Below are 26,956 nucleotides of genomic sequence, written 5' to 3' on the forward strand. Positions count from 1 at the left end.
AGCCGCAGCATCCTGACTGCTTGGGCGGCGAGGCCGAATGGCGGATGCGTCCGCTTCCGGTCGGAACAACAGGGGGGCGGAATGAAAAAATGGATGGCGCCCGCGGCGCTGTTGCTGGCGGCGGCGCTGGCGGGGGGCTATTACCTTTACCAGCGAGAGGCCGAGGCCGCGCGCCAGGGCACGCTTTATGGCAACGTCGACATTCGTGAAGTGGTCCTGGCCTTCCGCGTTTCCGGCCGGCTGGCTTCCATCCAGGTGGACGAAGGCGACAGCGTGCAGCCGGGACAGATCCTGGCGCGGCTGGATGTGGAGCCGCTGAAGAACAGCCTGAACGCCGCCCTGGCCAACGAGGCGGCGCTGGCGGCGCGCAACGCGCTGATGCGCAAGGGCAACCGCAGCGAGGACATCGCCCAGGCGCGCGCCAGGCTGGAGGCGGCCCAGGCCGCCGTGATCCAGTCCGAGAGCGAATACCGGCGCCAGCGCGACCTGGTTCCGGCCGGCGGCAGCAGCAGGCAATTGCTGGAGGCCGCCCGCTCGCAGCGCGATCAGTCGCTCGCCCAGCGCGACGCCGCCGCCCAGCAGTTGAAGGCGCTGGTCGCCGGTTTTCGGCCCGAGGAGATCGCCGAATCCGACGCCCAATTGAAACAAGCCCGGGCCAGCGTCGCTTCCGCGCGGCTGGCCCTGAAAGACGCCAGCCTGCAATCCCCCAGCGCCGGCATCATCCTCGCCCGCGCGGTGGAGGCCGGCAGCATGGTCCAGGCCGGGACGCCGGCGTTCACGCTGTCGCTGCGCCAGCCGGTATGGGTTCGCGCTTATGTCGGCGAAACCCAGCTAGGCAAGTTCGCCGCCGGCACCGAAGTGCGTGTATCCAGCGACAGCCACCCGGACAAGACTTATCGCGGCGTGGTGGGTTTCGTGTCGCCTACCGCCGAGTTCACGCCCAAGTCGGTGGAGACGCCCGATCTGCGCACGGCGCTGGTCTACCGGATACGCGTGGTGGTCGGAGATGCCGACGCCGCGCTCAGCCAGGGCATGCCGGTGACGGTGAGGCTGACGCGGTGAACGCCGCCATCCGAACCGCGGGCTTGGGCAAACGCTTTCCCGGCGCGGCGGCGGACGCGGTGTCCGGCGTGGATCTGGACATTCCGCCTGGCTGCGTGGCCGGACTGGTGGGGCCGGACGGCGCCGGCAAGACCACGCTGCTGCGCATGCTGGCCGGCCTGCTGACGCCCAGCGCAGGGGAGGCGAGCGTGGCCGGGCTGAATCCCGTCGCCGACAGGGACGCGCTGCGGCGGAGCATAGGCTATATGCCGCAAAAGTTCGGCCTGTACGAAGACCTGACCGTGCAGGAAAACCTGGACCTGTACGCCGATTTGCGGGAAGTGCCCATCGCCGAGCGCGAGCGTGACTTCGCGCGCCTGCTGGCGCTGACCGATCTCGCGCCGTTCACGGGCCGCCATGCCGGCAAGCTGTCCGGCGGCATGAAACAGAAGCTGGGACTGGCCTGCTCGTTGCTGGGCAGGCCGCGCGCCTTGCTGCTGGACGAGCCCGGCGTCGGCGTCGACCCCATCTCGCGGCGCGAGTTGTGGAAGCTGATTCGCGCGCTGTCGGCCGACGGCATCACCGTGCTGCTCAGCACTGCCTACCTCGACGAGGCGGAATCCTGCGACAGGGTCTACCTGATGGCCTGCGGCCGGATACGCGCCGGCGGGCCGCCGGCCGAACTGACCGCACCGCTGGCCGGTCGCTGCCTGCAGTTGTCCGGCATCGCGGGCAACCGCCGGCGTCTGCTGCAATGCCTGTTGCGCCAGCCGGCGCTGATGGACGGCACGATACAGGGCCACAGCCTGCGCCTGTTGCTGCGCGACGAAAACCGCTGGCCCGACCTGGCGGAGGCGGGCCCGGATGCCAAACTGCAGCCCGCACGGCCCAGGCTGGAAGACGCGTTCATCAGCTTGTTGGGCGGCGGTCCGGGCGGAGACTCGGCGCTGGCGGATGTGATGCCCGACCTGCCGCGCCGCGGCGACGAAGCCGTGATCGAGGCCCGGCGGCTGAGCAAGCGTTTCGGCGACTTCCGCGCCGCCGACGACATCAGCTTCGCGGTGCGCCGCGGCGAGGTGTTCGGCCTGCTGGGGCCGAATGGCGCCGGGAAGTCCACCACCTTCAAGATGGAATGCGGCCTGCTCAAGCCCAGCGAGGGACAGGCGCTGGTCATGGGGCTGGACTTGAAAGCCAGCCCCAGCGCCGCTCGCCAGCAGCTGGGCTATATGGCGCAAAAGTTTTCGCTGTACGCGCAGCTGACAGTGCGGCGCAACCTGATGTTCTTCTCCGGGGTCTACGGCCTGGCCGGAAAAATCCAGCGCGACAAGGTGGCGCAAATGGAGCGGGTGTTCGGCCTGGGGCCGCACATGGACATCCCGGCCGGCGAGTTGCCGCTGGGCTTCAAGCAACGGCTGGCGCTGGCCTGCGCGGTAATGCACGAGCCGCCGCTGCTGTTTCTGGATGAGCCCACCTCCGGCGTCGATCCGGTCACCCGGCGCGAGTTCTGGACTCATATCAATGGCCTGGCGGAAAAGGGCGTCACCGTACTGGTGACCACCCATTTCATGGACGAGGCCGAGTATTGCGACCGTATCGCGCTGATCTACCGCGGCCGGCTGCTGGCGCTGGACACGCCGGATGCGCTGAAGCGCCGCGTCGAGAGCGCGGCGGTGCCCGATCCGAGCATGGAAGACGCTTTCATCCGGCTGGTGGAGGAGGCTGACCAATGAACCTGCGCCGCCTGGCCGCGCTGTGCCGCAAGGAAAGCTACCAGATCGTCCGCGACCCCAGCAGCATCCTGATCGCCTTCATCCTGCCGGTGGCGCTGCTGTTCATCCTGGGCTACGCGGTGAATCTGGATTCCGCCCATATCCGATTGGGCCTGCTGGACGAAGACGGAGGCGGCGCGGCCCGCCGCTTGGCCGCGACGCTGCATGCCACGCCGGCGCTGGATGTGCAGCCGCTGCGCTCCCGCCCGGAGATGGAAGAGAAACTGGCGCACGGCAAGATACGCGGCGCGGTAGTGATACAGAGCGGCTTCTCGCGCGACTGGGTTGCCGGACAAGGCACAGTTCAATTATTGACCGACGGCGCGGAGCCGAACACCGCCAACTTCGTCGCCGCCTATGTCCAGGGCGCCTGGCTGCGCTGGCAGCAGGCCGAAGGCGACGAGCGCGCCCACCCCATCACGCCAGCCATCGATATCCGCCAGCGCTTCTGGTTCAACCCCAGCGCGGAAAGCCCCAATTTCCTGGTGCCCGGCACCATCGCCATCGTGATGACCATCGTCGGCGCGCTGTTGTCCTCGCTGGTGGTGGCGCGGGAATGGGAGCGGGGCACGATGGAAGCATTGCTGGCCACGCCGGTGAGCCGCACCGAGCTGCTGCTGTCCAAGATATTGCCGTATTACGCGCTTGGCATCGCCGCCATGCTGCTGTGCCTGATCGTCGCCGTGTTCGTGATGCGGGTGCCGTTTCGCGGACCGCTGTGGCTGCTGTGGTTGATGTCCTCGCTGTTTCTGGCCAACGCGCTGGGCATGGGCCTGTTCCTGTCCACGGTGATGCGCACCCAGTTCGATGCCGCCCAGGCCGCGTTGACCGCCGGCTACCTGCCGGCGCTGATGCTGTCCGGCTTCGTGTTCGAGATTTCTAGCATGCCGGAGCCGCTGCAATGGCTGACCCGCATCCTGCCGGCGCGGTATTTCGCCAGCACGCTGCAGACGCTGTTCCAGGCCGGGGTGATTCCATCGCTGCTGTGGTTCAACGCCGCCAGCCTGATTCTGCTGGGCGCGTTCTGGCTGGGACAGACCGTGCGCAGAACCCGCCGCACGCTGGACTGAAGCCATGTGGCAACGACTGCTGTGGCTGATCATCAAGGAACTGCAGGCGCTGGCAGGCAACCGCCAGGGGCGCCTGTTGCTGGTGGTGCCCGTGCTGCTGCAACTGCTGGTGTTTCCCTTCGCCGCCACGCTGGAGGTCAAGCATGCCAGCCTGGCGGTTTACAATCAGGATGCCGGCGCGGCCTCGCAGGAGCTGGTGCAGCGCCTGGCCGCCAGCGCCACGTTCGACCATATCGTGCCGATGCGCAGCCATGAGGCGTTGCGCGACTGTGTAGACCGGCAGTGCGCGCTGCTGGCGGTGGTGTTTCCGCAGGATTTCTCGCGCGCGCTGGCCGCCGGCCGCCCGGCCACGCTGCAGGTGATCGTGGATGGCCGCCGCTCCAACAGCGGGCAGATCGCCAGCGCCTATATCGGGCAAGTGGTCGCCGCTTACCAGCAGGAGCGCGCCGGCCCCGGGCCGCAATTGTCGGTGCGCAATCTGTACAACCCCAATCTGGAGTTCCAGTGGCACGTGCTGCCCAGCCTGGTGGCCATCATCACCACCATAGGTTGCCTGATCGTCACCGCCTTGTCGGTGGCGCGGGAGCGCGAGGAGGGCACTTACGACCAGCTGCTGGTGTCGCCGCTGACGCCGGCCTATGTGATGGCAGGCAAGGCGGTGCCCGGCGTGCTGGTGGCGCTGCTGCAGGGAGGGCTGATCGCCATCGCCGCGGCCTGGGCCTATCGGGTGCCTTTCGGCGGCTCCACCGCCCTACTGCTGACCAGCATGGCCAGTTATGGGCTGGCGCTGGCTGGAGTGGGGCTGTTCATCTCGTCGATCTGCCGCACCCAGCAACAGGCGTTCCTGGGCGTGTTTTCCTTCATGGTGCCGGCGGTGATCCTGTCGGGCTACGTATCGCCGATCGAAAACATGCCGGACGCGCTGCAATGGCTGGCGCGGATCAATCCGCTCAGCTACTTCATCCCCATTTTGAAGGGGGTGTTCCTGAAAGGCTATGGCTTCGCCGACGCCTGGCCGTGGCTGCTGCCGCTGTGGCTGATCGCCGTGGCCACGCTGAGTCTGGCGCTATGGCGCTTCCGGCTCCATGTCGAGTAGCGGCGGCCGGCGCATGATGCTGGCCGCGTGCGGCAGCCCCTGCAACGCACCGCGCAGAATCCGCTCGCAACGGGGCAGCGCGTCGGGGCTCGCTTCCAGCAGCTCGTACAAGCCAAGAAACAGGCAGACCAGATAGTCCGCCGCCAGCCCGATGTCCAGCGAGGCGGGCAGCTCGTGCTGGGCGATGGCCCGCCGCAGCTGTCTGCGCGCGTAGTGCGTGGTCAAGCGGTCCGCCAGTTCGCGCCGCCGCAGCACGCTGCGGTTTTCCTCGATCTGCTCGCACTTCTGATACAGGATCTGGTACACCCGCTGCGGCGAACCCGGCTCCAGGAACTGGGCCAGGTAGTAAATGCCGGCCGCCACCAGCGTATCGCCGGCGGACTCGCCTTGAGAGGGGAAGCGCAGCGCGTCCAGCGCGAACGCGCGGTCTATCATCGCCTGGCACACTTCCATCTTGTTGTCGTAATGCCCGTACACCGCGCCGCGCGACACCTTCGCCGCGTCGGCGATCTCGGCCATGGTGGCATTGGCGATGCCCTTGTCCAGAAACACCTGCTCCGCGCCATCCAGTATCGCGTCCCGGGTTTTCTGCGAGTCTTCCTTGGTTTTGCGGGCCATCCGTCTTTTCTTTCATGTCATTGTCCGTCACATTGTGTCATTATTTAATCAATCATGCATGATTAATTAAATGATAGAATGGCCATTCCTCATTGCTCTTTACTGTAACGACGCCATGCAGAATACCAATACCCACATCCGTGATCTGGATACGCTTCCCGTCTCCACGCTGTTCTGGCGCTACGCCATCCCCTCCATCGCCGGCATGCTGGTCACCGGCCTGTATGCGGTGATAGACGGCATTTTCGTCGGCCACTACGTGGGCAGCCACGGCCTGGCCGCGATCAACCTCGCCTATCCGCTGGTGATGCTGCAGGTGGGCCTGGGCGCGATGATCAGCATGGGCGCCGCCACCCGCATCGCGATCCAGCAAGGCGCAGGCGACATGCGCGCCGCGCGCGGCACCTTGCTGGCGGCGCTGGCGCTGCTGGTTTTGCTGAGCGCGCTGATCCCCGCGCTGGGCCTGCCCAATATCGATCTGCTGCTGTCCTGGCTGAAGGCCGATGTCCAGCCTCAGGTGGCGGAACAGGCGCGCGGCTATCTGCTGCTGATGCTGTCCGGCGCCGGCCTGACAATGGGGCCGATGCTCCTGACCTATCTGGTGCGCAACGACGGACGGCCCAAGCTGTCCACCGCTCTGATGACGCTGGGCGCGCTGCTGAACATCGGCCTGGATTATCTGTTTGTCGGCGTGATGGGCAAGGGCCTGGCCGGCGCGGCCGTCGGCACGCTGCTGGCCGAGGCCGTGGTGCTGCTTCTGGCGCTGGCGTATTTTTTCAGCCCGCGCGCGGCGCTGCGCATCCAGCTGGGGCGGCTGCGGCCGGACTGGCAGGGGCTGTGGCCCATCCTGGCGCTGGGCGCGCCCAGCCTGCTGATGGAACTCAACCTGGCCCTGCTGCTGTTCGCGCACAACCGCCAGCTGCTGGTGTGGGGCGACGACCTGAGCGTGGCCGCCTATGCGGTGGCGGGCTATAGCGAGTCGCTGTTCACGCTGGTGATCCACGGCCTGGCGGTGGGCATGCAGCCGCTGCTGGGGCACGCCATCGGTGCAGGCCAGCCCGAACGGGCGCGCGCGGCTTTGCTGCATGGATTGAAAGTGGGCCTGGCCATCGGCGTGGCCGCATGGGCGGCGGTCCAGCTGTTTCCCGCCTGGATCGCCGGCTGGTACAGCGACGGCAGCAGCGAGCTGATAGAAGCTGGCAGCCGCGCGCTGCGCCTGCATCTGCTGGCCATGCCGCTGGATGGGCTGGTCATCGTCGGCGCGACAGCCTTGCAAGCCATGGCGCTGACCCGGCTGGCGCTGGGCGTGACCGTGGGCAAGACTGCGCTGCTGCTGCCGGCGCTGACATTGCTGCCGATGGCCATGGGCCTGGACGGCGTATGGCTGGCCATGCCGCTGGTGAACCTGCTGCTTGGCGCGGCGGTCGCATTGCTGCTATGGAAGCAATTCGACCAGTTGCAAGGCGCGGCCGGCGTTCGGCATGCATAACGGACGGAAATGATATTTGATTTATGTCATATTGATATCTCAAATCCAGAAATGGGAGGGGGACGATATGGCGCATTTCGAACAGCCACGCCAGCAGGAGATGGCGCGCCGCGACCAACTGCTGCGCAACCGCCTGCTGGAGGCCGGCATCCAGCAATATGTGGCCAGCGGCACGGAGAGCATCTACTACCTGTCGGGCATCAGCTACGAACCGCTGGAGCGCCCGTTCTTCCTGTTGCTGGACGCCGCCAGCGGCAAGCGCAAGCTGCTGGTGCCCCAGCTTGAGCATGCGCACCTGAAACAGGCCTGGAATGTCGCGGAAGAGGATGTTCACAGCTACCGCGAGTACCCGGCGCCGGCGGGGCAGCGTTGGGAGGACGCGCTGATTCCGCTGCTTTGCGACCGCTTCGCCTTCGATCCCGCCACGCCGCTGCACCACGCCGAGTTCATGCAATCGGTGGGCGGCCGCGCCGACGACGCGCTGGACCGGATACGGATGGTCAAATCGCCATGGGAGATCGCCAAGCTGGCGCGCGCCGGACGCTACGCGGCGGATGGCGTGAATCAGCTGCTGCGCGGCGTTTACGACGGCGTGTCCGTGGCCGAGGGCTATGCCACCGGCCAGCAGCTGCTGCGGCGGATCATCCGCGAGGAGCCGGATTTCGATCCGCTGTGCACTCGGGTGCTGCTGGCGCCCTGGCCGGCGCCGCTGAGCGCGCAGCCGCATGCGATTCCGCAGTTGTCGCAACGGCTGAAGGATGGCCCCCACGTGGTGATTTCCGTCGTTCGCCTGGACGGCTACACCGCCGAATGCGAGCGCACCTTCTTCACCCGCGAACCCACCGCCGCCCAGCGCGAGCGTTTCCAGCTGATGGGCGAAGCGCGCAGTCTGGCGATGTCCATGCTGAGGCCGGGCGTCGCCTGCGGCGAGATCGACGAAAAGGTCAACGATTTCCTGCAGGACAGGAGCTTCGGCGATTGGTGCTTGCGGCTGCACCGTTGCGGCCATGGCCTGGGGTTGGGCAATCACGAAGCGCCCTGGCTGGCGCAAGGCAGCGCCGATGTATTGCAGGCCGGCATGGTGGTATCGATAGAGCCGGGCATCTATCTGGCGAATGAGGGAGGCTACCGCCATTCCGATACGCTGGCCATCACCGACGAGGGCTGGATCAACCTGACCGGCCAGGCGGCGGTGGAACTGGAGGCCTTGACCATTGCGGCCGCCAAGCCGGCCCAGAGAATGAAAGGCTATTTCATCCGCAAAATGGTTTCAGCCTAGAAAATATACCCTATCAGACTTTCATCAATAAAATTAAATTCATCAAGATATAACTAGGCCAGTCTTTGACTGGCCTTTTTTCCTATTTCAGTCACTCAAACGTTTGAATTAATATTTGCGGCGAATATTTGCCGTTTTATTGCAATAAATTTCATGTTATTAGCAGTGAAAGTGATATTTTCCATTCAAATAAAATAGGGGCTAACATGTCTGAAATGGGAAAATCCGTTGTCGTTGCGCCAGCCTTGATGGATGCGCCCGACAGGGAAAAACTGGTGGATGAATTATATCTGGTGCATTGCGATATATTCGACGGCGTCAGCAAGGAGGATTTCGCCAGTTACGTCGTATATTCCAAAGCCAACGAAACGCGCATTCTGATTCATAAGAACGCGCAGGGGCAATCGGTTGGTTATTGCGCGATCCATTTCTTTGAACAAAACCTGGAGGGACGGCAGTCCACCGTTATTCGGATGGAGGCCGGACTGATGCGCGCCTACCGCGGCAAAAACCGCAATGCGCCGTTCGTGTGCCGCCAGGTGCTGGCTTACCGCCTTACCCGTCCTGGCCGGCGGGTCTATTATTTAGGCGCGCTGGTGCATCCCTCCAGCTATATGCTGCTGGACAAATACGCCACTAGAGTGTGGCCCAGCGCGCAGCAATCTTCCGAGCTGGACTACGGCGGCGTGATCGGCCAGCTGGCTCGCCTGTTCGGCCTCAAGCCAGTAGACCCGGACAAACCCGGCGTGGTCCACGTGGGCTGGCAAACGCGGGACAACGAGGGCGACCGCAAGCAGTGGCAAGCCAGCGCCAACTCGGCGGCCCAGTTCTACATCCACCGCAACCCCGGCTACACCAAGGGCCACGGCCTGCTGACCTTGGTGCCGGTCACGTTGGGTTGCATGGCTCACGCCACCGGGCGCATGGTGCTGAACCGGCTGAGCAGGCTGTTCGCGCCGCATCCGCACGGCCATCGCGGTTAGAAAAACAATACGCCCGCGCAAGAGCGCGGGCGTTTTTCTATCCAAACTGACATCTCTTACGTCTATTCGGGCCGACGGCCCATCCCCCGCAAGAAATTCTGCTGCGCGCGCCAGAGCCCCTGATAGCCGATGCAGCGATAGGGCAGGCCATGCCCCCGCGCTTGCTCCTTGACAATCCTCGCCAGCGCCGGGTAATGGCGATGGCTGTAGGCCGGAAACAAATGGTGGGTGAGGTGCAGATGCAAGCCTCCCAGCAAATGCCCCAGCGCCCGCGGCCTGGGCTGCCAGTCGCAACAAGTTAGGAACTGGTGTTCATGCCAGGTGTGCGGCATTTCCTCGCCTTCGGGCCGGAAAAACTCCACCTCGGCCCAATGGGTGCCCAGGATCATCGCCACCAGAAAACAGGACGCCGCCATCAAGCCCGCCAAATAGCAAAGCAGCAAGCCGCCCCAACCAATAGCGCCGGCCGGCAGGCAATACCAGGGCAACGCCAACAATAGAACCAGATGTCCCAGCTTGCCCAGCAGGAATCCGCCGACCGGAACAGGCTGATTGTCGTATTGCCGCAGTTTGCTTTTGCCCAGCAGGTCCAGCCAATCGCCATACCAGCACAGGTAGGGCAGGGACAAGGCCGCCACTAGCGGCCAGTAGCGATGCTGGAAGCGAAATTGCGGGGCCCAGTCCTGGAACGGCGTTTGCCGCAGAAATGGGTTGGGCTCGATATCCAGGTCGTAGCCGTCGACATTCGGGTAGGTATGGTGCAGACGCACGTGCCGCCGGGTCCAGATGTCGGCGTCTATGCCCATCGGCAGACTGGCGGCGCGGGTCAGCCACTGGTTGAGCCTTGCGTTGCGAAACAGGGCGCCGTGGGCGGCGTCGTGCAAGGTGTTAATCGCCAGCAGCATCGCCATGACGATAGCCGCGATGTAGGCCGGCGCGAACGACCATATCGTCGTCGCGCGCAATGCCAGCACATAACAAGCCAGGCTGAGCGCCACCAGCGCCGCGCCTTTCAGCCCCACGCGCCAGTCGGCGAAGCGGTGTTCGCCGCGCTCGGCCAGGTAGGACTGGGCGGCGCGTTGCAAATCGATGCGGAATGGCAGCTCCGCCGACGAGCGGAATCTCAGTTTGCCCATGCGGCCTCCCGGAAGCGCAGCCCGGCCAGTCCATGGACAAGCAACAACGCCAGCAAGGCCAATGCCCAACCGTCGCGCATTCCGAACAAGCCGGCGCACAGCGCCGGCATCGCCAGGGTCAGCGCAAGCCAACCCGTCCAGCCCCAGCGCCGCTCATCCGACATGCCGCCGATGGCGATGGTGCCGGCCACCAGGCAGGCGAATACGCTCCATTGGCCGATGGCGTCCCAGCCGGCAACCCGCTCCACGTAATAGATCACCATGCCGAACAACAATATCCCGCCGGTGGCGATGTAGGCTGCGGGCATCCGCATCGCGCGCCTCCCGGACGGAGCGAAACGGCGCCGGAACCAGGCTTGCAGCCCCTGGTTGCTGGCCCAGAACGGGTTGTAGCCGGGCGAGGCCCCGTTCACGCCGTAATGCAGCGGGATGTCGTCGCGCTCGGGCTGATAGCTGCCGAACAGCTTGTCCCAGATCAGGAAGGTGCCGCCGAAGTTTTTGTTCAGGTACACCGGGTGGGTAGCGTGATGGACGCGATGGTTGGACGGCGTCACCAGCACCCGGTCCAGCCAGCCGCTCTTGCCGACGAAGGCATTGTGGTTGTACAGCTGCACCGCGTAGTGGAAAGACGACGCCGCGACGAACATCTCCAATGGCAACCCCAGCACCGCCAGCGGCGCGACGAAAAGAAACGAAGTCAGCGACGAATACCAGGAGTTGCGTATGCCCAGCGACAGGCTGAAATGCTCGCCCTGATGATGCACCACGTGCACCGCCCAGAAGATGCGCCAGGTGTGGTGGGCGCGGTGCATACAGTAAAAGCTCAGGTCCCAGGCGACAAAGGCGAATGCCCATTGCCAGAACACCGGCAGCCGATCCACCAGGTGCAGGTTGGCGTACTGCAGCAGCAGGCCGAAACCCGCCACCTCCACGCCGCGAAACACCCACATCACGATGTGGCCTGAATTGAGGTTGAAGATGATTTCGCGCCAGGGAATGGCTTCGCGGCGCCAATGGCGCAGGGCGAGCAGCTCCAGCAGCACGACGGCCAGCATGACGGAGAAAGTGAGGGCGAATACGTTCATGTGCGTCGATAGGAAAAGGAAAGGGCGGTTGCCGGCCGCGACGCCAACAGGCCGCACAGCAGCCCCAGCGCCACGCCGGCGGAAAGATCGATGAACAGATGGCGGCGCAGTTGGATCACGGCGAACAGAATGGCCAGCGCCCATGCCAGCGCCAGCCATGAGTGCCAGCGGCGGCCGCCTTCCCACAAGGCCCAGGCGGAGAGCGCGGTCAGCGCGCCGTGCAGGGAGGGCAGGCAGTTGTGCGGGGTGTCGAAGCGTAGAAAGAAACGCAGCGCTTCGGCATGCAAACCATCGCCAGCGATGGGCGGATACGCCAGGGTAGTGGGGCACAGCAGGAAAGCCGCGCCGGCGGCCAGCGCGCACAACTGCATCGCGCGCTGCAGCCAGGCCAACCGCTCCGGGCGGGCAAGCAGATAAGCTGCCGGCACGATCAGGAAAAACGACGTGTATAACCAGATCGCCGCCGGATCGAAAGGAATCCAGCGATCCACGGCCAGCTCGGGCAGGACGACCGCGCGCCGGGGCCACAAACTGCCCAGCGAGTAAGCGCAGCCTACCGATGCCCAGCCCAACAACATGTGGCGCAGCCTGGGCGGCAGGCAGTCCAGTGCGCGTCTCATGCCAGCTCCCTGACGATGCGCCTGCGCTTGCGCGTGGCGTCCATCGCAGGCACCTGGTCCGACAACGTCCAACGCAGCGCTTCGGCGTCCACGCCCAGGCCCGCCAGCGTCCGCTCCAAACGATGGCGAATGGCCGGCAATGCCGCCGCCGGCACCTCGGCATCCAGCGCCAATTCGGCTGGCCCAGTTTGGCGCAGCCGGTAATCGGCCTCCAGCGGCAAAGCGGTCGCCAGCGCGCGGCTCATCACGTCGGCGAACACCGTCAGCTCGCCGCCATCGCGGCCCGGCAGCCGCAGCATGTCGTCGCAGCGGCCCTCCACCGCGTCCAAGGCCATCGCCGCGCGTCCGCACGGACAGGGCTCCGCGCGCGCCTGCAGCACGTCGTTCAGCCGGTAGCGGACGATGGGCTGGGTGTGGCGGCTGAAGTCGGTGATCACCGGCACGAAACGGCGCCGTTCCTCATCCAGCCATTCCGGTTCGACATGGATGTATTCCTCGTTCAGATGCAGCGTGCCGTATTCGCAGCTGCTGGCCAGAAAGCCCTCAGTCGCCTGGTAGATTTCGTGCACACAGCCGAAAGCCTGCTCGATCACCGCGCGATCCTGCGGCTCCAGCACCTCGGCAATTGAATACGCCCGCTTGGGAGACAGGCGCAGCCTGCCGTCCAGCTGCGCCAGCGCCAGCGCGCGCAGCACCTGGGCCGGCGCCAACAAAATGGTGGGTGCGTAAGCGTCAAGCGGCGGCAAATGCTCATCCAAAGGCTGGTATAGGTCGAAAAAGCGAAAAGTCAGCCAGCGGCTGCGCACCGCGCTGTAGAGATTGCTGTTGGCGCGCAGGAACAGCGCCACTTTTTCGCCGGCCAGCAAGCCGTCAGGCAGCGCCTTGGCCAGCATGATGCCGGCCCATTGCGCCTGCTCGCTATCGCTGACGACAAAGGCGCCGCGCTGGCCGGAAGTGCCGGACGACAGGCCAACCGTATGGCCGTTCAACGTGGGGGAAAAGTCGCGGCTGCGCTCGGCGCGCAACGCGGCATCCATCACGTCGGCCAGCCTCAGTCCCGCGGTATTCATATCGTCGAAGTGCTTGAGCATCGCGGCCTTGTCCATCACAGGCCATTGCGCGAAGGGAAGATCGCCCAGCTTGGCGAAATAGGGGCTGCGCTGGCGCAATATGGCCAGAAAACGGCCCATTTGTTTAACTTGGTGGCGCTCCAACGCCGCGCGGTCGCGGAAGCGCAGCCGCCGGGTGCGCCAATAGGCGGCCAGGATGCGGATCAATCGAATCATGGCGCGTCGGCCTCTTGATGCGTGAGCAGGATATCCACGCGGCCGCCACGATGCAGCGCGTGCAGCCTGGCCAGCGTGTCGTAGTAAGACCGGCGGCTGTGCTGCACCAGGAAGGACAGCTCGGACGGGCCGCGCAATTCCCGATAGCCTTCCTCAGCCCAGGCCGCGTCCGACGCCAACAGCGTCCAGCCTGAATCGCCCAGCACGAAAGCGCCCAAGTGCCCAGCCGCATGTCCCGGCAGATCCACTACAAACACTTCGCCGCTGCCGCTGACATCGCGGCCATGGCTGAACGGCGCCAGTTCGGCAGGCAGCGCCTGCAAGGGAAACGCCTCGATAAAAGACAGGCGGCCTGCCATGTCGTCCGGCAGCAGGCCAGGCAGAAAGGCCTGCCTCACCGCGGCCAGCCCGCTCAGGCCGCGCACTGCGCGCCAGCCTTGCTCCGAGGCCATGACGCGGGCCTGGGGAAAGTCCCGTAGGCCCGCGATGTGATCGGCATGAAAGTGCGATAGCAATAATGTGTGTATATCGTTTGGGCTTATGCCACGCCCCCGGAGCTGCTCGCGCAGCGATCGGGCACCGTCGAAATGCACTGGCGTCACCATCGGGTACAACCGGTAGGCCCCGCGGCGGCTGGCGTCAAAAAAATGCTCGGAATAACCGGTGTCCCACAGCAATAGGCGATTCCGGGTTTCGATCAGGTAGGCGCGCGAAGGGAAGCAGCGGCTGGCCAGCCCCGCGCCTTTCAGCGCCATGCAGGCCGGATGAGTACAATGCCCAACGCTGAACGCGGTGACGCTAGCCATGTCCATGCTCCCTCAGCCAGCGCGCGGTGCGCGCCAAGCCTTCGTCCAGACTGTACGGCGGCAAATAACCCAGCACATCGCGTGCGCGGGTATTGTCCAGCGTCATGTCGAAATAGATCGCGCCCAGGCTGTAAGGCGTCAATGCCGGCTCTTTTCCCGTGAGCGCGGCCCACAGCTGCGCGAGGCGGCTGACCGCGCTCAGCAGGGGGTAGGGCAGGCTGACGATGCGCAAGGGCCGGCCCAACTCCTGAGCGAACACCCGCGTCAGCACATCGCGCAGCATGGCCGGCTGCTGATTGGTGATGTTGAATGCCTGGCCGCTGACAAGGCTGGGATGCGCCGTGGCCAGCCACATCGCGTGGACCACATTGCCGACATAGGTCAGATCCAGCGTCACCGCGCCGCCGCGCGGCAGCGGCAGGCGTCCGCCGCGTTGGCTCAGCATGCGCGCCAGCCTGGGCATCAGCACCTGGTCGTGCTCGCCGAAAATGGCGCGCGGCCGCAAGATCGTGGTCCTCAGCGCGAGATAGGCGCGCGTAGCTTGCAGCACCTTGTCCTCGGCCAGCGCTTTGGTGCGGGCATAGGCGTTGACGAAGCGGCGCGGACGGAACGCCTCCGGCACGCTGTAGCGATGGCGGAAATCAAAATACAGCGCCGGCGTGGAAATATGGATGAAGCGGTTGGCGCGTGATTGTCCCGCGGCCTTCAGCAGCTTGTCGGTCGCATGAACATTGGCGGCAAGGAAGTCGACCTCCCGGCCCCAAGGCGCGGAAAGGGCGGCGCAATGCCATACCGCGTCCACGCCCTCCAGCAGGCTGGCCAACTGGCCTTCATCGGCAGCGGCCAGGTCCAGCGGGATGAATTCCGCTCCCTGGTCCGCCAGCTCGACGCCGGCCTGCCGATTGCGGCCGGTGGCGCGCACCGCGCAGCCCCTGCCCAACAGATAAGCGACGGCATTGCGCCCCAGTCCGCCCGTGGCGCCGGTCACCAGCACCCGCGTCACAGGTCCCATACCAATCCGCCCAGATTCAGTCCCGCCGCGGTGCCCACCATCAACAGGCGCTTGCCGGCGCGGGCGCGGCCGTCGACAAAGGCCTCATGCAGGGCGGTGGGCAGGGAAGCCGCCACCTGGTTGCCGTGCGAGGCGTAGATGTCGACGATGCGGCCGGCCACGATGCCCAGCCGCTTGGCCATGTGCTGCATGCCCAGGTGGCTGGCCTGGTGCGGCACCACGCAATCTATGCTGTCCAGACCGCCTGGCGTGGCATCCATCAGCGCATCCAGAAAATCCGGCATCAGCCGCGACGCCAGCTTGAAAACCGCCTTGCCGTTCATGTCGAACAGGAAGTCGCCGTCGACGACGCCCCGGCGCGGGTTGCGCTGGGTGCCGCCGGCCCGGATTTCGCAGAAATTGCGGCCTTCCGGATAAGTGGCCAGCTTGAAAGTCCGCAAGCCGCGTCCCGGCGCGCCGCGCTCGACGATGGCGGCGGCCGCGCCGTCGCCGAAAATAAGCGAGGCCTCCGGATTGGTCCAGTCCAGCCCGCGCGAGGCCAGGTCTGCCGATACGATGGCGATGCGGCGGTACGCGCCGGAGAGCAGCAGGCTGTCGGCCACTTGCAGCGCGGACAGAAAACTGAGGCAGCTGGCGTTGACGTCGAAGGCTGGCAGCCCGGCGGGCAGCCCGGCGGCGTGGGCGATAAAACTCGCTGTGCCGGGCAGCGCTTGCTCCGGAATGCCGCAAGCGCCGATCAGCAGATCGATGCCGGATGCGCTTATTTCCGCGCGGTCCAGCGCATTCCTCAGCGCGCGGCCTCCAAGTTGGCTTTGGGATTCATGATCGCCGGCGAAATGCCGGGTGTGGACGCCGCTTTTTTTCAAACTTTGGCCGCGGCGGCAGCCAAGCTTCACATCGAGATCGTCAGCAGTGACGAGCTGGCTTGGCAGCGCCTTGCCGGTTGCAATCAAATTCATTCAGGTTCAAGGTGCAATTTAGATTTGATTGCATTTTCATGCATTGCAACATTCTCATACAAGCTTATCCATATAAAAACCATATGGGCGCAGCGATGAATCCAGAGTAAACCGCTGACGGGCAATGCCTATCATCATGACTGTCAATTAGTACAGTTGCAGGCTTGTTATTATGGTTTTACGCATTGTTTGTAGCCGCGATGGCCACTCAGCCGTCGGCGAAGATTCGCAATGCATTGAAAAATACTCATGAATAAAAATGAGGACAGGAAGGACTTCCCGGGGGAGCAAGCTCGGTCATGAATACCCGCATCGCCGATCAGTCGAGACATGCGCCATGGCAAAAAAACACTTCGCACGACAACAGCGTCCATTTTCCTACTCGATGCGCAGCCGTACCCAGGCGCGCACTCCACGCTTGCGCCCCGCAATGAGCTGCGCGGCGGCGCTGAAACACATCGCACTGGAGTGCTTACGCCAACTCATGGCCAACACGCCAAGCATTGGCAAAGGGAATGACGCCGAGCCTATCCATCAGGGCAGGGTAGCCATCCGGCGGCTGAGAACCGCTCTCAAAACCTTTGCGCCGCTAATCCGCGGCCGAAGGTGGAAAACCATAGCCGGCGACCTGAAATGGCTGGCGGGCATATTCGGCAAAGCGCGTGATCTGGATGTGCTGGCGCTGGAAACATTGCCGGCCATTCAGGTCGGCCTATCCAGCGAAACTATGAAACCCGCCCTGGCCGCCCTGAGCGCCGCCCGATGGGATGCCCGAGCGGCCTGCCGCGTGGCGCTGGCTTCCCGCCGATGGCGCACGCTTCCAACCCGCCTGCTGGATGGTCTAACCAGCCTGCCGCCCTCGCATCTCGACAATCTGCCGCGATTCGCCAGCCACGCGCTGAAACGCCAGCGGGCGGACATGCGCAGACTATGGAAGCAAAAAGGACATTCCGCCGAACAGCTGCACGAACTACGCAAGCAAGGCAAAAAACTGCGCTACGCCATCGAGTTCTTTTCAGGCTTGGAACTCAATGGCAGCCACAAGCGCTTTCTGAACAAGTTGCGCGGCTTGCTGCAAGCTTTGGGCGATTATAACGACGCCGTTTCCGCCAGAGAGTGGTGCAAACACCTTGAACCGGAAGGTCTCCGGATTCTTCTGGAACAACGGCTGGACGAACGAGCCGACCAAGCAGAGGCGAAGATGCTCGCTTTCTAAAACAATCAAGCGTCAGCGTGGCCCACGGACAGACAATTCGCTTGTCCTCTAAGGCTGACAGGGATAGAAGTCCTCCCGTGACATCGATGCGGGAAAGTTGCAGCTGATTACGCGCAAACCAATTGAGAGCAGGGCGCAAGCATCTGGCCGGCAACGATTTGAAAGCAACGCCCCGCCTTTGACGGGTCTCATTAAGTGTTTCCTCGTACATCCCTATGCTTTCGCCAGCGCTAGATTGGGAGTATGTCCTCACAAAAGGTGGGCACCATGCAAGGCTTGATTGTTGATTTTATGGGTGGCGCATCTGACAAGCAGCACCGGGTCGTGGCTGATGAGGCCGAGCTGGATCGGCTAGGGTATCGGGCTTACCTGACTACGCGCGACAAGGCTGGAGAAATTCATACCCTTGCCGTCCCGCTTGCGTGGACTGAAGACGAAGCAAGCTGGGCCATCCTGGAAAAGATGTCCTTCAAGAGCCTGGGCAATCCCGTAATGTGGTGACGTCGCCGCTGCCACAATGCCCCACCAAGGCCGGCGAGCCGGCCTGGACGGGTGACTGGCATTGCCCGTGGTTCCCCTTGTTGACCAAAAACCGTCCGTTTCCGCCCTGTTCTTAGTCCAGTAAAATTTCAATGACATTGCAGCCGCCAGTCACAGACGCTCTTGTTACTGAAAGCCCGATGCGCTCCTCTCGTACCAGCCTTTGCTCGCATTGACAACTCGGACGACTAGCAGCATTACCGGCACCTCGATCAGCACACCAACCACCGTAGCCAGGGCCGCGCCCGACTGGAAGCCGAACAGGCTGATCGCTGCCGCCACGGCCAGCTCAAAGAAGTTGGAAGCGCCGATCAGGGCGGATGGGCAGGCCACTGAATGCTTTTCTCCGACGCGGCGATTGAGCCAGTAGGCCAATGCTGAATTGAAGAACACCTGAATCAGAATAGGCACGGCTAACAGGGCGATCACCAAGGGCTGTTGCAGGATGGCGTTACCCTGGAAGGCAAACAACAGCACCAAGGTCAGCAATAGCGCCGTGATCGACCATGGCTGGATGCGATGCAGCGTGGCATCAAATACCGCTTGGCTTTTGCTCAGCAGTGCCTTACGAATGGCCTGCGCGATCAGCACTGGCACCACGATGTATAGTCCCACCGAGGTCAGCAGCGTGGCCCACGGCACGGCAATGCTGGAGACGCCCAGCAGCAGGCCGACCAGTGGCGCGAAGGCAAACACCATAATCAGGTCGTTGAGTGCAACTTGGGATAGCGTGAAATATGGATCGCCGCCAGTCAGCCGACTCCAGACAAACACCATGGCGGTGCACGGCGCGGCCGCCAGTAGGATCAGGCCAGCAATATAGCTGTCCAACTGCTCAGCCGGCAGTAGCGGCGCAAACCAGACTCGAATGAACAGCCAAGCCAGCAAGGCCATCGAGAACGGCTTCACCATCCAGTTGATGAACAAGGTAACGCCGATGCCTTTCGTGTGCGCCTTGACTTGATGCAGCGCGCCAAAGTCGATCTTCAACAGCATCGGGATAATCATCACCCAAATCAGCAAGCCTACCGGCAAATTGACCTGGGCGATTTCCAAACCACCAATCATGTGGAATGCGGAAGGGAAGAGCTGCCCTAGGCCGATTCCGATCACGATGCAGATGGCGACCCAGGCTGTCAGATAGCGTTCAAACAGATTCAGAGATGTGCTGGCGGTGCGGCCGCCGGCGACTTCAGAAGGGGAGGACATGCCATTCTCCGCAGAATAGGGGGAGGTGTGTGATGCCGCGAGGGCTGATTCAGCGGTGCAGCGTGCCGATGCGCTCCAGCTCCGCCTTGAGGCGCGGCGGATCTTGGCTCAGCGTATCCAATGGCAACGCTAGAAAGGGCTCAATTCGCGCTCGCAGGATGCGATAGGCCGCCAGGAAGGCCGCATCAATTTCTTCATTGCTGCCTATTGCGTGAGCCGGATCGTCTACCCCCCAATGACTGCGCAGCCCCGCCCCCAGAAAGGCGGGGCAGGTCTCGCCGGCAGCGCTGGCGCATACCGTAATCACGATATCCGGCGTAACCGGCAGGTGATCCCAGGATTTGCTGTGGTAGCCATCGGTGGCAATTCCTTCTCGCGTTAGCAAAGCCAGCGAGCGAGGATGAACTTGGCCTGTCGGCTGGCTTCCGGCGCTTATCGCATGCCATCCAGCCGGTGCCAGGTGGTTGAAAACCGCTTCAGCCAGGATGGAGCGGCAGGAGTTTCCCGTACATAAGAACAGCACATTCACAGCAGGTTGACTCATGGCGAGCTCTCCTTTTTAGCAAGCGCCGTCGCAGGGAGATACATTGCTTGCCGGTGCGCAGGCTTCGCCGCGACAACAGTTTTCAGTCAGAAAACCCAGCAAGGCATTCATCTGCTCGTAGTTGGCTGAGTAGTAGATAAAACGTCCCTCTTGCCGGGCCAAAATCAGGCCGGCATGAGATAACTCCTTCAAATGAAAGGACAGCGTGGCATTGGCCACGGCAAGCCGCTCCCCGATCTGGCCGACTGCCAGGCCTTCAGAGCCTTGCTGGACCAGAAGCCGATAGATTGCCAGGCGAGTGTCTTGCGCCAGGGCAGCCAAAATGGTAACAGCGCTCTTTGTTTCCATATTTCTATTTTTATAGAAATAATTAGCAGGGTCAAGGCCGGAAGCCCGACCGATTTGATTAACCCTCATTTCGGCTGCTGAAAATCCCGCTCAGCAACATGCCGAAGCGGGCATACCCATGGCAGTTCTACCGGTATCGGGCGCCATCTGCACATCCGCAATATGGCGCTCGGCCACCAGCTCTACGAATGGTCGGAATGCGGCGACCCCAAGTCCAAGGCCTCGCGCGACGTTGCCGCCCGCTGACGCTACAAGCTGCCCAAGAAGGCCTTCGAGCAATACAAGTCGGCTTCGCTGCACCTGAAGCAAAGCAAAAGCATCCCTGGTTACGTCTGGCTGCTGGGCGCTGCCCTGGTGGCCATGCTCGCCCTCGGCTGGCTGTCGTTCCGTTCCATCAGCAACAAGATGGACCCGGACGCCGGCAAGCCGGCTCCCGCCACCCAGGCTTCGCCCGATGCCGCGCCAGCACTACCGACAGCCACCGCCACGCCGCAAGCGGCCGTGACCGCCGCTAGCTTGTTCGAAGCCGAAAACCCGCGCTTGGCCGGCCGGCCCGAAACCGCGCCGGCGTATGACCAAATGCGCCAGGTCAAACAGATGCCGCAAGCGGTGGCCTTCATCGCCAATCGCCAATCGCCATACCTGCCACGCCTACACCCAGCAGGGGACGCGGATTCAGATGTCGGAAGCGCAATGCCGGGAAGAGATGAACGCGCCGCGCTTCAATCCATATACAGAGGTGAATAGGGAAGCGCCTGCGCCCGTGGCCAAAATAGAACCTGCGCCAGCGCAGAAAGAGCAGGGCGGCGGCATCCAGATGCTGGGCGATAGCTCGCGCAAGCCGAACATGTTTGACCGGCATCGCGCCGACTCGCCGGCAGAGAAGCGCCGGTACTCCGGCAACATGGCGATTTCGTCGTAGGGGATGCGAACGCCGGTTGCCGGACACTCCAGGGCCTCGCCGTAACGGCTGAGGCGGAACCCCCAGAACGGGCCGAACTGCTTGCCCAAGGTCGTATCAGAGCGATGGTTCAGCCACAGAAAAACCGCCTTCGGCACGGGCTCGCGTCCACGCCGCCAGTAGGCCAGCTGTTGCGCGCTGACGCCGAGTTCGGCGGCCATTTCCTCAATGTCACCAAAACAAAGCGCCCGGTAGAGGTCGTCCGGGCGGCAATGGAAGTTCGCAAACGGTCTAGTCATGATGCAGAAACTGGCGCGAGGTGAGAGAACTGCGTCAGTTTCTGCCGAGTGTTGCGTAGGAGCGACATGAATCGTGTCACCAGCATCTTCGTAGTTTGCTTACGAATCCCCTCCATAATCTTCTTAACACAAGATTTGACATAATATAGATTGCTCTGGAGCCATATTAGGCCGCAGGAACGCGATGTCGTAGCTTGCGCGGGCAATGTCAGGATGTGCGAGGAGGGCCGCCCCTGTAACCCATCCTGCGAGTCCAAGAGCGCCGATTTTTTTTCGCAGATTTAGCCAAACCTCTCGCCGTTCCTCGTTTTTCTCTCTTTCCATTTGCGCCGCTGCAATAACTTTCATTGCATCAATACCAAGCGCTTCAGCAACCATCACGCAAGCGAAGTCATCCATGATCCTAGTGCCGCTCAGGTACAGACTCAGAGTTGACTTGGCAATTTTCAGTCGCGCCGCCGCCTTGCTGTCGTTCTCCTCGCCAAGCATTTCTATGGCGTCTTTCAGAAATTCGCTGCTCTGTTTCAACTCGCCTCCCATTGCGTTTGCATCTGCAAACTGAATACCATGATTAAACAGTTTGCGCTTGCAAACATCACTGGATGTTCTGGATTTTAGCAGGGGAGACCGCATGTACCGAGCAGCAGTTGTTGCTTTTACCACTCAGCAACCGTCCCGATACCCCATCTTTGGCGAGCTGTTCTTCTCCTACTCGCGCGCAGGTCGTTACGGCTACTTCGGGTTCTCCCGCCCTCGCCACAGAACCATCTTTTCCCGCTTGAGCCTCCGCTCTCACGCCAATCGCCTCGGCCGCCCCGCAGCGTGGGGCTTCGGCTGTTACCGGGATCACAAGCCGCATTCGCCCAAAATGGCGGAGCATCCGGCACGCCGCCGCTATGCCTCCCAGTTCGTTCTATATACGCAGGCTTCCGGCGACATCTTGTTTTTCTGGTTCCTGCACAGTGGAGCCGACTCCGCCATCCACAACTTTCGCCGCCTGAAATCCAATGCCATACGCCTGAAAGCAGCCTTGCTATCAGCAGCAGAGGGCCAGGGGCTGAACTCAGTCAAATGTCCTGACTTATCACAAACTGTTGAAATGTCAGTACCCGCTGATGCGTGGGATTTCGGCCCCTCCGGCGCGGATCTGATTGCCGCCCTGGAGGTCGCCTACCAGAGCGCAGACAAACAAATGAGCATTTGGGCGCTTCAGGTGGCTGACCAGCTTCTGACTCGCCGCCACGGCCACAAACCCGCCTTTCTACTCGGCTACGGACAGGCCCGCGAGACTCGTTGCGAGTGGATGCGCCGGCTGTTCGTGCTGGAAACCCGTTACGGCGTTTACGCCTTTTAATCTGGCCGGTCCGGCCCTTTACCCTCCGAGGACTTTCAATGAACGCACTTCTTGCAGGCTTCACCCATTCCAAAGGCATCGCCAAAGAGTCGCAACGCCCATTTGACATTCTGTCGGCCATCGTCCTGAACCCGGCCGGCAATGTCGCCAAAGACAATTTCTCCAAACAAGGCTTTGGCTACGAGGCGGTGGAAATCCCGGTGTCCGAGTCGGCCAAATCGGCGTTTGTGTCGCTGACATACCCCTGCCGCGTCAAGCTGGTGATTGATCACGAAATGTTTGCCGGCAAGCTCAAAGCCGTGATTTCCGGCGTCCAGCAGCCGACACCCCTGGTAGAGCAGCAAGCCAAGGGCTGAACCGCGCATGCGCTACTTCATCGACTACATCAATATTTCACAGCGGCATCCGGGCCGACTGAACCCTGAAACGGGCGAAGTCGAACCGGTACTGCCGATTGTGGATAGCGGTGTCGTCGGGAAGTGGGGCAGGGATATGGAAACCGGCGAGCTGGTGGAGGATGCCGAGTGGGGCAATACCTCCAAGCTGGCCATCCGTGGCAGCTTCGATAGCCTGGTCATGGTGAAAAGCGACGGTTTCACCGTTCGCATTGAGGGCAACGTGGGCCGGATGGATCGGGCCGACAACCTCTACAACCTGGATCTGGACGCCACCATTGCCAAGTGCAACGAGATCCTAGGCCGCTATCGCCTCCCGCCGTTCTCCAAGGGCGAGCGGGTCATCAACTCGCACCCGTCCACTTACGATCTGGAACACGGCGTCAATCTGATTCAATGGACTGGCGCGACCATCAGCGAATTGCATGTCACGCAAAACCTAGCCACCGGATCGGAAGACAACGCCACCGCCTTTGTGCGCTGGCTCTCCACTCAGTCCATGAGCAACATCAAGCGCAGCCGCCACAGCCCCGAAGCGTGCACCTGGGGATCTGAAGGCGGGCGCTACAAGCTCACCGCGTATATCAAGCACATCGAAATGCTCGCCCCTGGTCACATGCATGGGCGCTCCAAAACCGAAATCAAAACTGACCCTGTTTTTCAATTCGCGCGCGAAAACGGCGTGGTCCGCGTAGAGCTCAAAGCTAAGCGGCTCCTCCTCCGTGATGCCGGTTTGCGCTATCTCGGAGACATCACCATGGAAAAGGTGGTTCAGCTATACGCCAGCAAGGTCGACCCCTTGTTGAACCGCGTCCGCGAGGACATTACCCGCCTGGACATCGAGGGCTTGCCGTCCAAGATCCGCATGACTGCCGCCTGCTACCTGCGCGGCGAAGATGTGCGCCCCCTCATGAGCAAATCGGCGTTCTACCGCCACGCCAAGCAACTGCGCGAATACGGCATCGATATCAGCGAGCCGCTGGCCAAATTCGAGAAGGTTAATCACGTCATCAAGGTGATTGAAGCCAAGCCCCTGGAGTGCCCGGAATGGTATTGGGCGCATCAGCAGCGGCTGTACGTGGACCGAGTGCGCAAGGAGACAGCCGAGTCGCTGCGCAAGGTCGAGCAGCTGGAGCGCATGGCCGCCGTCGCGGCGAACGAACAGGCTCCGGTGCTGATGGTCAGCAACGGCAATGTGATCGACGACCCCGACCGCCTGGCCGCTTTCACGCAGGCGCTGGGCGACTACAAGGTGCCGGCCCGCGACACTTCCGCGCCCCCGCTGGAGTCGGCGCAATTCTCGTCACCATCACAGAGCTACTACCAGGCCTCACGCGGCGGCCGTCAGCCAGGGGAGGGCGGTCATGGCCATCTGCGCCAGCGCTGATGCCGCTGGCCAGCTGCGCACCGTCGCGACGCCGGTAGAGCAGTGCAGCGGGCTAATCCTGCTTCAGCCCGCCGATTACCAACAATTTCAGGCTGCCAATGCGCCGTTCGATTACGGCAACGCCTCGGCGATTTGGGCCTTCGCTTTTTCGACTGTTGTCGGCCTCTGGCTGGTCAGTCACTCCATCGGGTTAGTGCTCGACTTTCTGCGCCGAGCCTGACCCACGCACCGGACGTAATCCGGGATATACAAGGAAATCCGTGATGTTCAATAAATCTTTCTCCGCCGCCCTCGCTGTTGTCGCTCCGGTTGCCGCGCTGCTGGCTCCCGCCGCTGCCAAAGCTGCCGCTACCGGCCCGGATCTAACGCCGCTGACCAGCAATATCGACTTTGGGACCGTCGTTACCGCCGTGCTGGCCATCGCGGGCTTGCTATCTGTGGTCTACCTGGCAATCAAGGGCGCAAAAATCGTGCTGAGTATGGTCAAGAGCGCCTAACGCAGCAGGTCAAAAACGAGTTGTTGGACTTCGGGGCGCTTCGGCGTCCCTTTTTTTCGCGAGGATGGAATGTCGATCAATGCGCTTTGGTATCTGTTTGTTTTTGCGTTCGGCATGGTCTGCGGCTTCGTGGTCGTCCTGGGATTGCGGGGGCACTGATATGAAACTGTGGAAGCGGATTGTGCTGATTTTTTCGCTGACGTCGGTGCTGTTCCAGCAGCAGGTTTACGCCAGTCCCGCGCTGGCGCTGGCGCCCGTGTTTGAGGGGGTGATTAACCGGGCCGTGGGCAAAGCCGTCGTGATGAACCTCGAGCGCCGGGGTGTGATGTATGCCGCCAATGACGCCGTGTTCGCACGCACCATGACCTATATCGGCAACGCGGCGAACGATGCCATGTGGGCCAGTACGGCGGTGACGACGATTGCCGCCGTCGCCGGCGCGCCGGTGTGGCTGACTTGCGCCCTCGGCGTGGGAGCGGTGGCCGCCGTGGGTGCGGTCGCCTGGGGCGCGTACAAGCTCACGCAGGAATCTGCCACGGTGCCCGGCCCCAACGGCCAGGAAACACCCAAGCTGATGCCCAACGGCCAGCCGGAGCCCGCCGCGCTGACGCTGTCCATTGCAACCGCTACGGATAATCCCACCACGCCGCAGCCGCAGCCGGTGCCTGGCGCTGGCGCTATCCAGCTTTACCGCAGCCCGCTATGCAATGCTTCGCTCAGCTCCGATTGCGCCGCCCAGCCCGTTGCCGGCCCGCAATTCCCGTTCTGGATGCTGTCCATGTCTTCCACGAATCAAGCCTTGTTCGTGATGTCAGGGGCCGACGCCACGCAGCAGTATCAGGCGCATGTGCTCAACACGCTATGCAAACCCAGCAACAACCGGAACAACTGCCGCGTCACCTGGCTGAAGCCGATTGATTATCAGCTGGAAGAGCCGCAGCCCGCGCCGCCTGGCTGGCCCGGCCCATGGAACCCCACGCCGCGCAAGCGCTGGTATGGCATCTATCGGTTTGAGTACGACCGAGGCGGGCCGACTCAATTCGATGGTGCCACGGTCTATCTCTTGCCTAACGAGGCCTACAAGCCCCCGACCTCGACAACGGGCACGCTTGAGGATGTGGTCAAGTCGCTGACCGATGACGACCTGAAACAGCCGGTGCCGGATGCGCTGATTGCCCAGTTGGCGAATCGCCTCTGGCAGCAGGCAGCGGGCAAGCCTGGCTACGATGGTCTGCCATATTCGGCGACCGATCCCATCACGGCGGAGGACATCGCCAAGATGCGCGCCGAGAACGCGGATATCCGCCCGACCTGGGGCGACATGATCAATAGCACGCCCTCCCGCGCGCCTGGCCAGCCGGTGCCGATTTCGCCCAATCCGATTCCACTGACGCCGCCGACGCCCACCCCGAACCCCACGCCAGATCCCAAGCCGAACCCAGAACCCAGCTCGAAACCCGACTTGGGGCCAGATCCGGGCGTAGGCGTGCCGGGCCTGGAAAACATCCCGTCCGCCGCCGAGATCCTGCGACCGTTGCTGAACCTGTTCCCGGAGCTGCGCAACTTCCGCATGCCGAACCATTCAGGCGAGTGCCCCAAGCCGGTGTTCGATCTGTTCGGCAAATCCATCCAGATGACCACGCACTGCGACCTGGCCGAGGAGAACCGCGCGGCGATCTTCGCCACGATGTCGGTCGTTTGGATGCTGGTCGCGCTGTTCATCATCCTTTCCGCTTGAGGTCGCCATGGCTCCACTTTTCGGCATTCTGGTTTCCGCGCTCAATACCGCGCTGGCGTTCCTGGTGCGCAGCATCATCGTCAAGTTCGTGACCTTCTTCGCGATGTTCTTCGTCGTGCATGAGTTCGTCCCGGTCATGGAATCGTTGCTGCCAAACGGCTTCGGCGTGTCGTCCAGTCTGGTCACGCTGACGTCCGGGACGTGGTACTTCCTGGATCTGTGCGCCTTCTCTATCGGCTTCCCGGCGGTGGTCAGCGCCGCCGCGATCCGCTTCATCAT

The 26,956-nt window shown here is 62.9% G+C and carries 29 protein-coding genes; 16 read left to right on the plus strand and 13 right to left on the minus strand.

All coding sequences use genetic code 11. The features are described from left to right. The first annotated feature begins 81 nt into the window (after positions 1-81). Genes hlyD through VA599_RS02355 form a run of 4 tightly spaced genes read left to right on the plus strand, consistent with a single transcriptional unit; the run spans position 82 to position 4,976 of the window. On the plus strand, positions 82-1,062 hold the full coding sequence (gene hlyD / locus VA599_RS02340; RefSeq protein ID WP_346787535.1) for a secretion protein HlyD: 981 nt from the start codon (positions 82-84) through the stop codon (positions 1,060-1,062). Further along, a complete protein-coding gene (locus VA599_RS02345; RefSeq protein ID WP_346787536.1) occupies positions 1,059-2,771 on the plus strand; it encodes an ATP-binding cassette domain-containing protein in 1,713 nt (570 codons plus the stop codon). Before hlyD ends, VA599_RS02345 begins: the two co-directional genes overlap by 4 nt. Then, positions 2,768-3,880, plus strand: a complete 1,113-nt coding sequence (locus tag VA599_RS02350) for an ABC transporter permease (protein WP_104947214.1) — start codon at positions 2,768-2,770, stop codon at positions 3,878-3,880. The genes VA599_RS02345 and VA599_RS02350 overlap by 4 nt, the downstream gene beginning before the upstream one ends. Before the next feature lie 4 nt (positions 3,881-3,884). Next, the gene (locus VA599_RS02355; protein ID WP_346787537.1) at positions 3,885-4,976 is read left to right on the plus strand and encodes an ABC transporter permease; all 1,092 of its coding nucleotides are present in this window, start codon (positions 3,885-3,887) and stop codon (positions 4,974-4,976) included. On the opposite strand, the gene VA599_RS02360 is transcribed toward VA599_RS02355, so the two are convergent. After that, positions 4,947-5,594, minus strand: coding sequence for a TetR family transcriptional regulator (locus tag VA599_RS02360; protein ID WP_346787538.1), 648 nt, complete (start codon positions 5,592-5,594; stop codon positions 4,947-4,949). The genes VA599_RS02355 and VA599_RS02360 overlap by 30 nt on opposite strands. Positions 5,595-5,709: 115 nt before the next feature. Between VA599_RS02360 and VA599_RS02365 the strand changes: the two genes are divergently transcribed. From VA599_RS02365 to VA599_RS02375, 3 genes are all read left to right on the plus strand, one after another. Then, on the plus strand, positions 5,710-7,083 hold the full coding sequence (locus VA599_RS02365; protein WP_346787539.1) for an MATE family efflux transporter: 1,374 nt from the start codon (positions 5,710-5,712) through the stop codon (positions 7,081-7,083). 67 nt (positions 7,084-7,150) lie between these two features. Then, positions 7,151-8,362 (plus strand): M24 family metallopeptidase, encoded by a 1,212-nt coding sequence (locus tag VA599_RS02370; protein WP_346787540.1) that lies wholly within the window; start codon positions 7,151-7,153, stop codon positions 8,360-8,362. Positions 8,363-8,637: 275 nt separating this feature from the next. After that, positions 8,638-9,345, plus strand: coding sequence for a hypothetical protein (locus tag VA599_RS02375; protein ID WP_152526859.1), 708 nt, complete (start codon positions 8,638-8,640; stop codon positions 9,343-9,345). A 62-nt stretch (positions 9,346-9,407) separates the two neighbouring features. On the opposite strand, the gene VA599_RS02380 is transcribed toward VA599_RS02375, so the two are convergent. The 7 genes from VA599_RS02380 to VA599_RS02410 are packed head-to-tail and all read right to left on the minus strand — an operon-like array spanning position 9,408 to position 16,249. Beyond that, positions 9,408-10,481 carry a fatty acid desaturase family protein gene (locus VA599_RS02380; RefSeq protein ID WP_346787541.1) on the minus strand — a complete coding sequence of 358 codons (1,074 nt, stop codon included), beginning with the start codon at positions 10,479-10,481 and terminating at the stop codon, positions 9,408-9,410. Then, the gene (locus tag VA599_RS02385) at positions 10,469-11,566 is read right to left on the minus strand and encodes a sterol desaturase family protein (RefSeq protein WP_021476158.1); all 1,098 of its coding nucleotides are present in this window, start codon (positions 11,564-11,566) and stop codon (positions 10,469-10,471) included. The genes VA599_RS02380 and VA599_RS02385 overlap by 13 nt, the downstream gene beginning before the upstream one ends. Then, entirely contained in the window at positions 11,563-12,186 is a 624-nt protein-coding gene (locus VA599_RS02390; RefSeq protein ID WP_021476157.1) for a phosphatase PAP2 family protein, read from the minus strand. The genes VA599_RS02385 and VA599_RS02390 overlap by 4 nt, the downstream gene beginning before the upstream one ends. Beyond that, entirely contained in the window at positions 12,183-13,472 is a 1,290-nt protein-coding gene (locus VA599_RS02395) for a F390 synthetase-related protein (RefSeq protein ID WP_346787542.1), read from the minus strand. The genes VA599_RS02390 and VA599_RS02395 overlap by 4 nt, the downstream gene beginning before the upstream one ends. Continuing rightward, positions 13,469-14,278 carry an MBL fold metallo-hydrolase gene (locus VA599_RS02400; protein ID WP_031296027.1) on the minus strand — a complete coding sequence of 270 codons (810 nt, stop codon included), beginning with the start codon at positions 14,276-14,278 and terminating at the stop codon, positions 13,469-13,471. Before VA599_RS02400 ends, VA599_RS02395 begins: the two co-directional genes overlap by 4 nt. After that, positions 14,271-15,290, minus strand: coding sequence for an NAD-dependent epimerase/dehydratase family protein (locus VA599_RS02405; protein WP_346787543.1), 1,020 nt, complete (start codon positions 15,288-15,290; stop codon positions 14,271-14,273). Before VA599_RS02405 ends, VA599_RS02400 begins: the two co-directional genes overlap by 8 nt. Then, positions 15,278-16,249: a 3-oxoacyl-[acyl-carrier-protein] synthase III C-terminal domain-containing protein gene (locus VA599_RS02410; protein WP_346787544.1), complete on the minus strand. Its 972-nt coding sequence runs from the start codon at positions 16,247-16,249 to the stop codon at positions 15,278-15,280. The genes VA599_RS02405 and VA599_RS02410 overlap by 13 nt, the downstream gene beginning before the upstream one ends. A gap of 337 nt (positions 16,250-16,586) precedes the next feature. On the opposite strand from VA599_RS02410, the gene VA599_RS02415 reads away from it, so the two are divergent. Both VA599_RS02415 and VA599_RS02420 read left to right on the plus strand, forming a co-directional pair. Then, on the plus strand, positions 16,587-17,465 hold the full coding sequence (locus tag VA599_RS02415) for a CHAD domain-containing protein (RefSeq protein WP_346787546.1): 879 nt from the start codon (positions 16,587-16,589) through the stop codon (positions 17,463-17,465). 267 nt (positions 17,466-17,732) lie between these two features. Further along, positions 17,733-17,966, plus strand: coding sequence for a hypothetical protein (locus VA599_RS02420; RefSeq protein WP_144408724.1), 234 nt, complete (start codon positions 17,733-17,735; stop codon positions 17,964-17,966). A 165-nt stretch (positions 17,967-18,131) separates the two neighbouring features. Here the strand turns inward: VA599_RS02420 and arsB are convergent, their stop codons facing one another. The 5 genes from arsB to VA599_RS02445 all read right to left on the minus strand — a co-directional run bounded on the left by arsB (position 18,132) and on the right by VA599_RS02445 (position 21,834). After that, positions 18,132-19,214 carry an ACR3 family arsenite efflux transporter gene (arsB, locus tag VA599_RS02425; RefSeq protein WP_346787547.1) on the minus strand — a complete coding sequence of 361 codons (1,083 nt, stop codon included), beginning with the start codon at positions 19,212-19,214 and terminating at the stop codon, positions 18,132-18,134. Positions 19,215-19,263: 49 nt separating this feature from the next. Continuing rightward, positions 19,264-19,758 carry an arsenate reductase ArsC gene (locus tag VA599_RS02430; RefSeq protein WP_346787548.1) on the minus strand — a complete coding sequence of 165 codons (495 nt, stop codon included), beginning with the start codon at positions 19,756-19,758 and terminating at the stop codon, positions 19,264-19,266. A gap of 15 nt (positions 19,759-19,773) precedes the next feature. Further along, the gene (locus VA599_RS02435; RefSeq protein WP_429838478.1) at positions 19,774-20,175 is read right to left on the minus strand and encodes an ArsR/SmtB family transcription factor; all 402 of its coding nucleotides are present in this window, start codon (positions 20,173-20,175) and stop codon (positions 19,774-19,776) included. A gap of 606 nt (positions 20,176-20,781) precedes the next feature. Then, positions 20,782-21,306, minus strand: a complete 525-nt coding sequence (locus VA599_RS02440; RefSeq protein ID WP_346787549.1) for a hypothetical protein — start codon at positions 21,304-21,306, stop codon at positions 20,782-20,784. Positions 21,307-21,429: 123 nt separating this feature from the next. Further along, a complete protein-coding gene (locus VA599_RS02445) occupies positions 21,430-21,834 on the minus strand; it encodes a hypothetical protein (RefSeq protein ID WP_346787550.1) in 405 nt (134 codons plus the stop codon). Positions 21,835-21,937: 103 nt separating this feature from the next. Here VA599_RS02445 and VA599_RS02450 point away from each other — a divergent pair, with 103 nt between their 5' ends. From VA599_RS02450 to VA599_RS02480, 7 genes are all read left to right on the plus strand, one after another. Beyond that, positions 21,938-22,660 (plus strand): hypothetical protein, encoded by a 723-nt coding sequence (locus VA599_RS02450; protein WP_346787551.1) that lies wholly within the window; start codon positions 21,938-21,940, stop codon positions 22,658-22,660. Positions 22,661-22,698: 38 nt separating this feature from the next. Next, entirely contained in the window at positions 22,699-23,016 is a 318-nt protein-coding gene (locus tag VA599_RS02455) for a hypothetical protein (RefSeq protein WP_221664349.1), read from the plus strand. Positions 23,017-23,023: 7 nt separating this feature from the next. Then, positions 23,024-24,442: a phage/plasmid replication protein, II/X family gene (locus tag VA599_RS02460; protein ID WP_346787552.1), complete on the plus strand. Its 1,419-nt coding sequence runs from the start codon at positions 23,024-23,026 to the stop codon at positions 24,440-24,442. Next, positions 24,420-24,662 carry a hypothetical protein gene (locus tag VA599_RS02465; RefSeq protein ID WP_346787553.1) on the plus strand — a complete coding sequence of 81 codons (243 nt, stop codon included), beginning with the start codon at positions 24,420-24,422 and terminating at the stop codon, positions 24,660-24,662. The genes VA599_RS02460 and VA599_RS02465 overlap by 23 nt, the downstream gene beginning before the upstream one ends. Before the next feature lie 43 nt (positions 24,663-24,705). Continuing rightward, positions 24,706-24,939, plus strand: a complete 234-nt coding sequence (locus tag VA599_RS02470; protein ID WP_346787554.1) for a hypothetical protein — start codon at positions 24,706-24,708, stop codon at positions 24,937-24,939. Between the two features lie 160 nt (positions 24,940-25,099). After that, a complete protein-coding gene (locus tag VA599_RS02475) occupies positions 25,100-26,677 on the plus strand; it encodes a hypothetical protein (protein ID WP_346787555.1) in 1,578 nt (525 codons plus the stop codon). A 7-nt stretch (positions 26,678-26,684) separates the two neighbouring features. Further along, on the plus strand, positions 26,685-26,956 hold a 272-nt coding region (locus VA599_RS02480), incomplete at its 3' end, for a DUF2523 domain-containing protein (RefSeq protein WP_346787556.1).

The organism is Chromobacterium indicum (assembly GCF_039708975.1).
GTDB lineage: Bacteria > Pseudomonadota > Gammaproteobacteria > Burkholderiales > Chromobacteriaceae > Chromobacterium > Chromobacterium piscinae.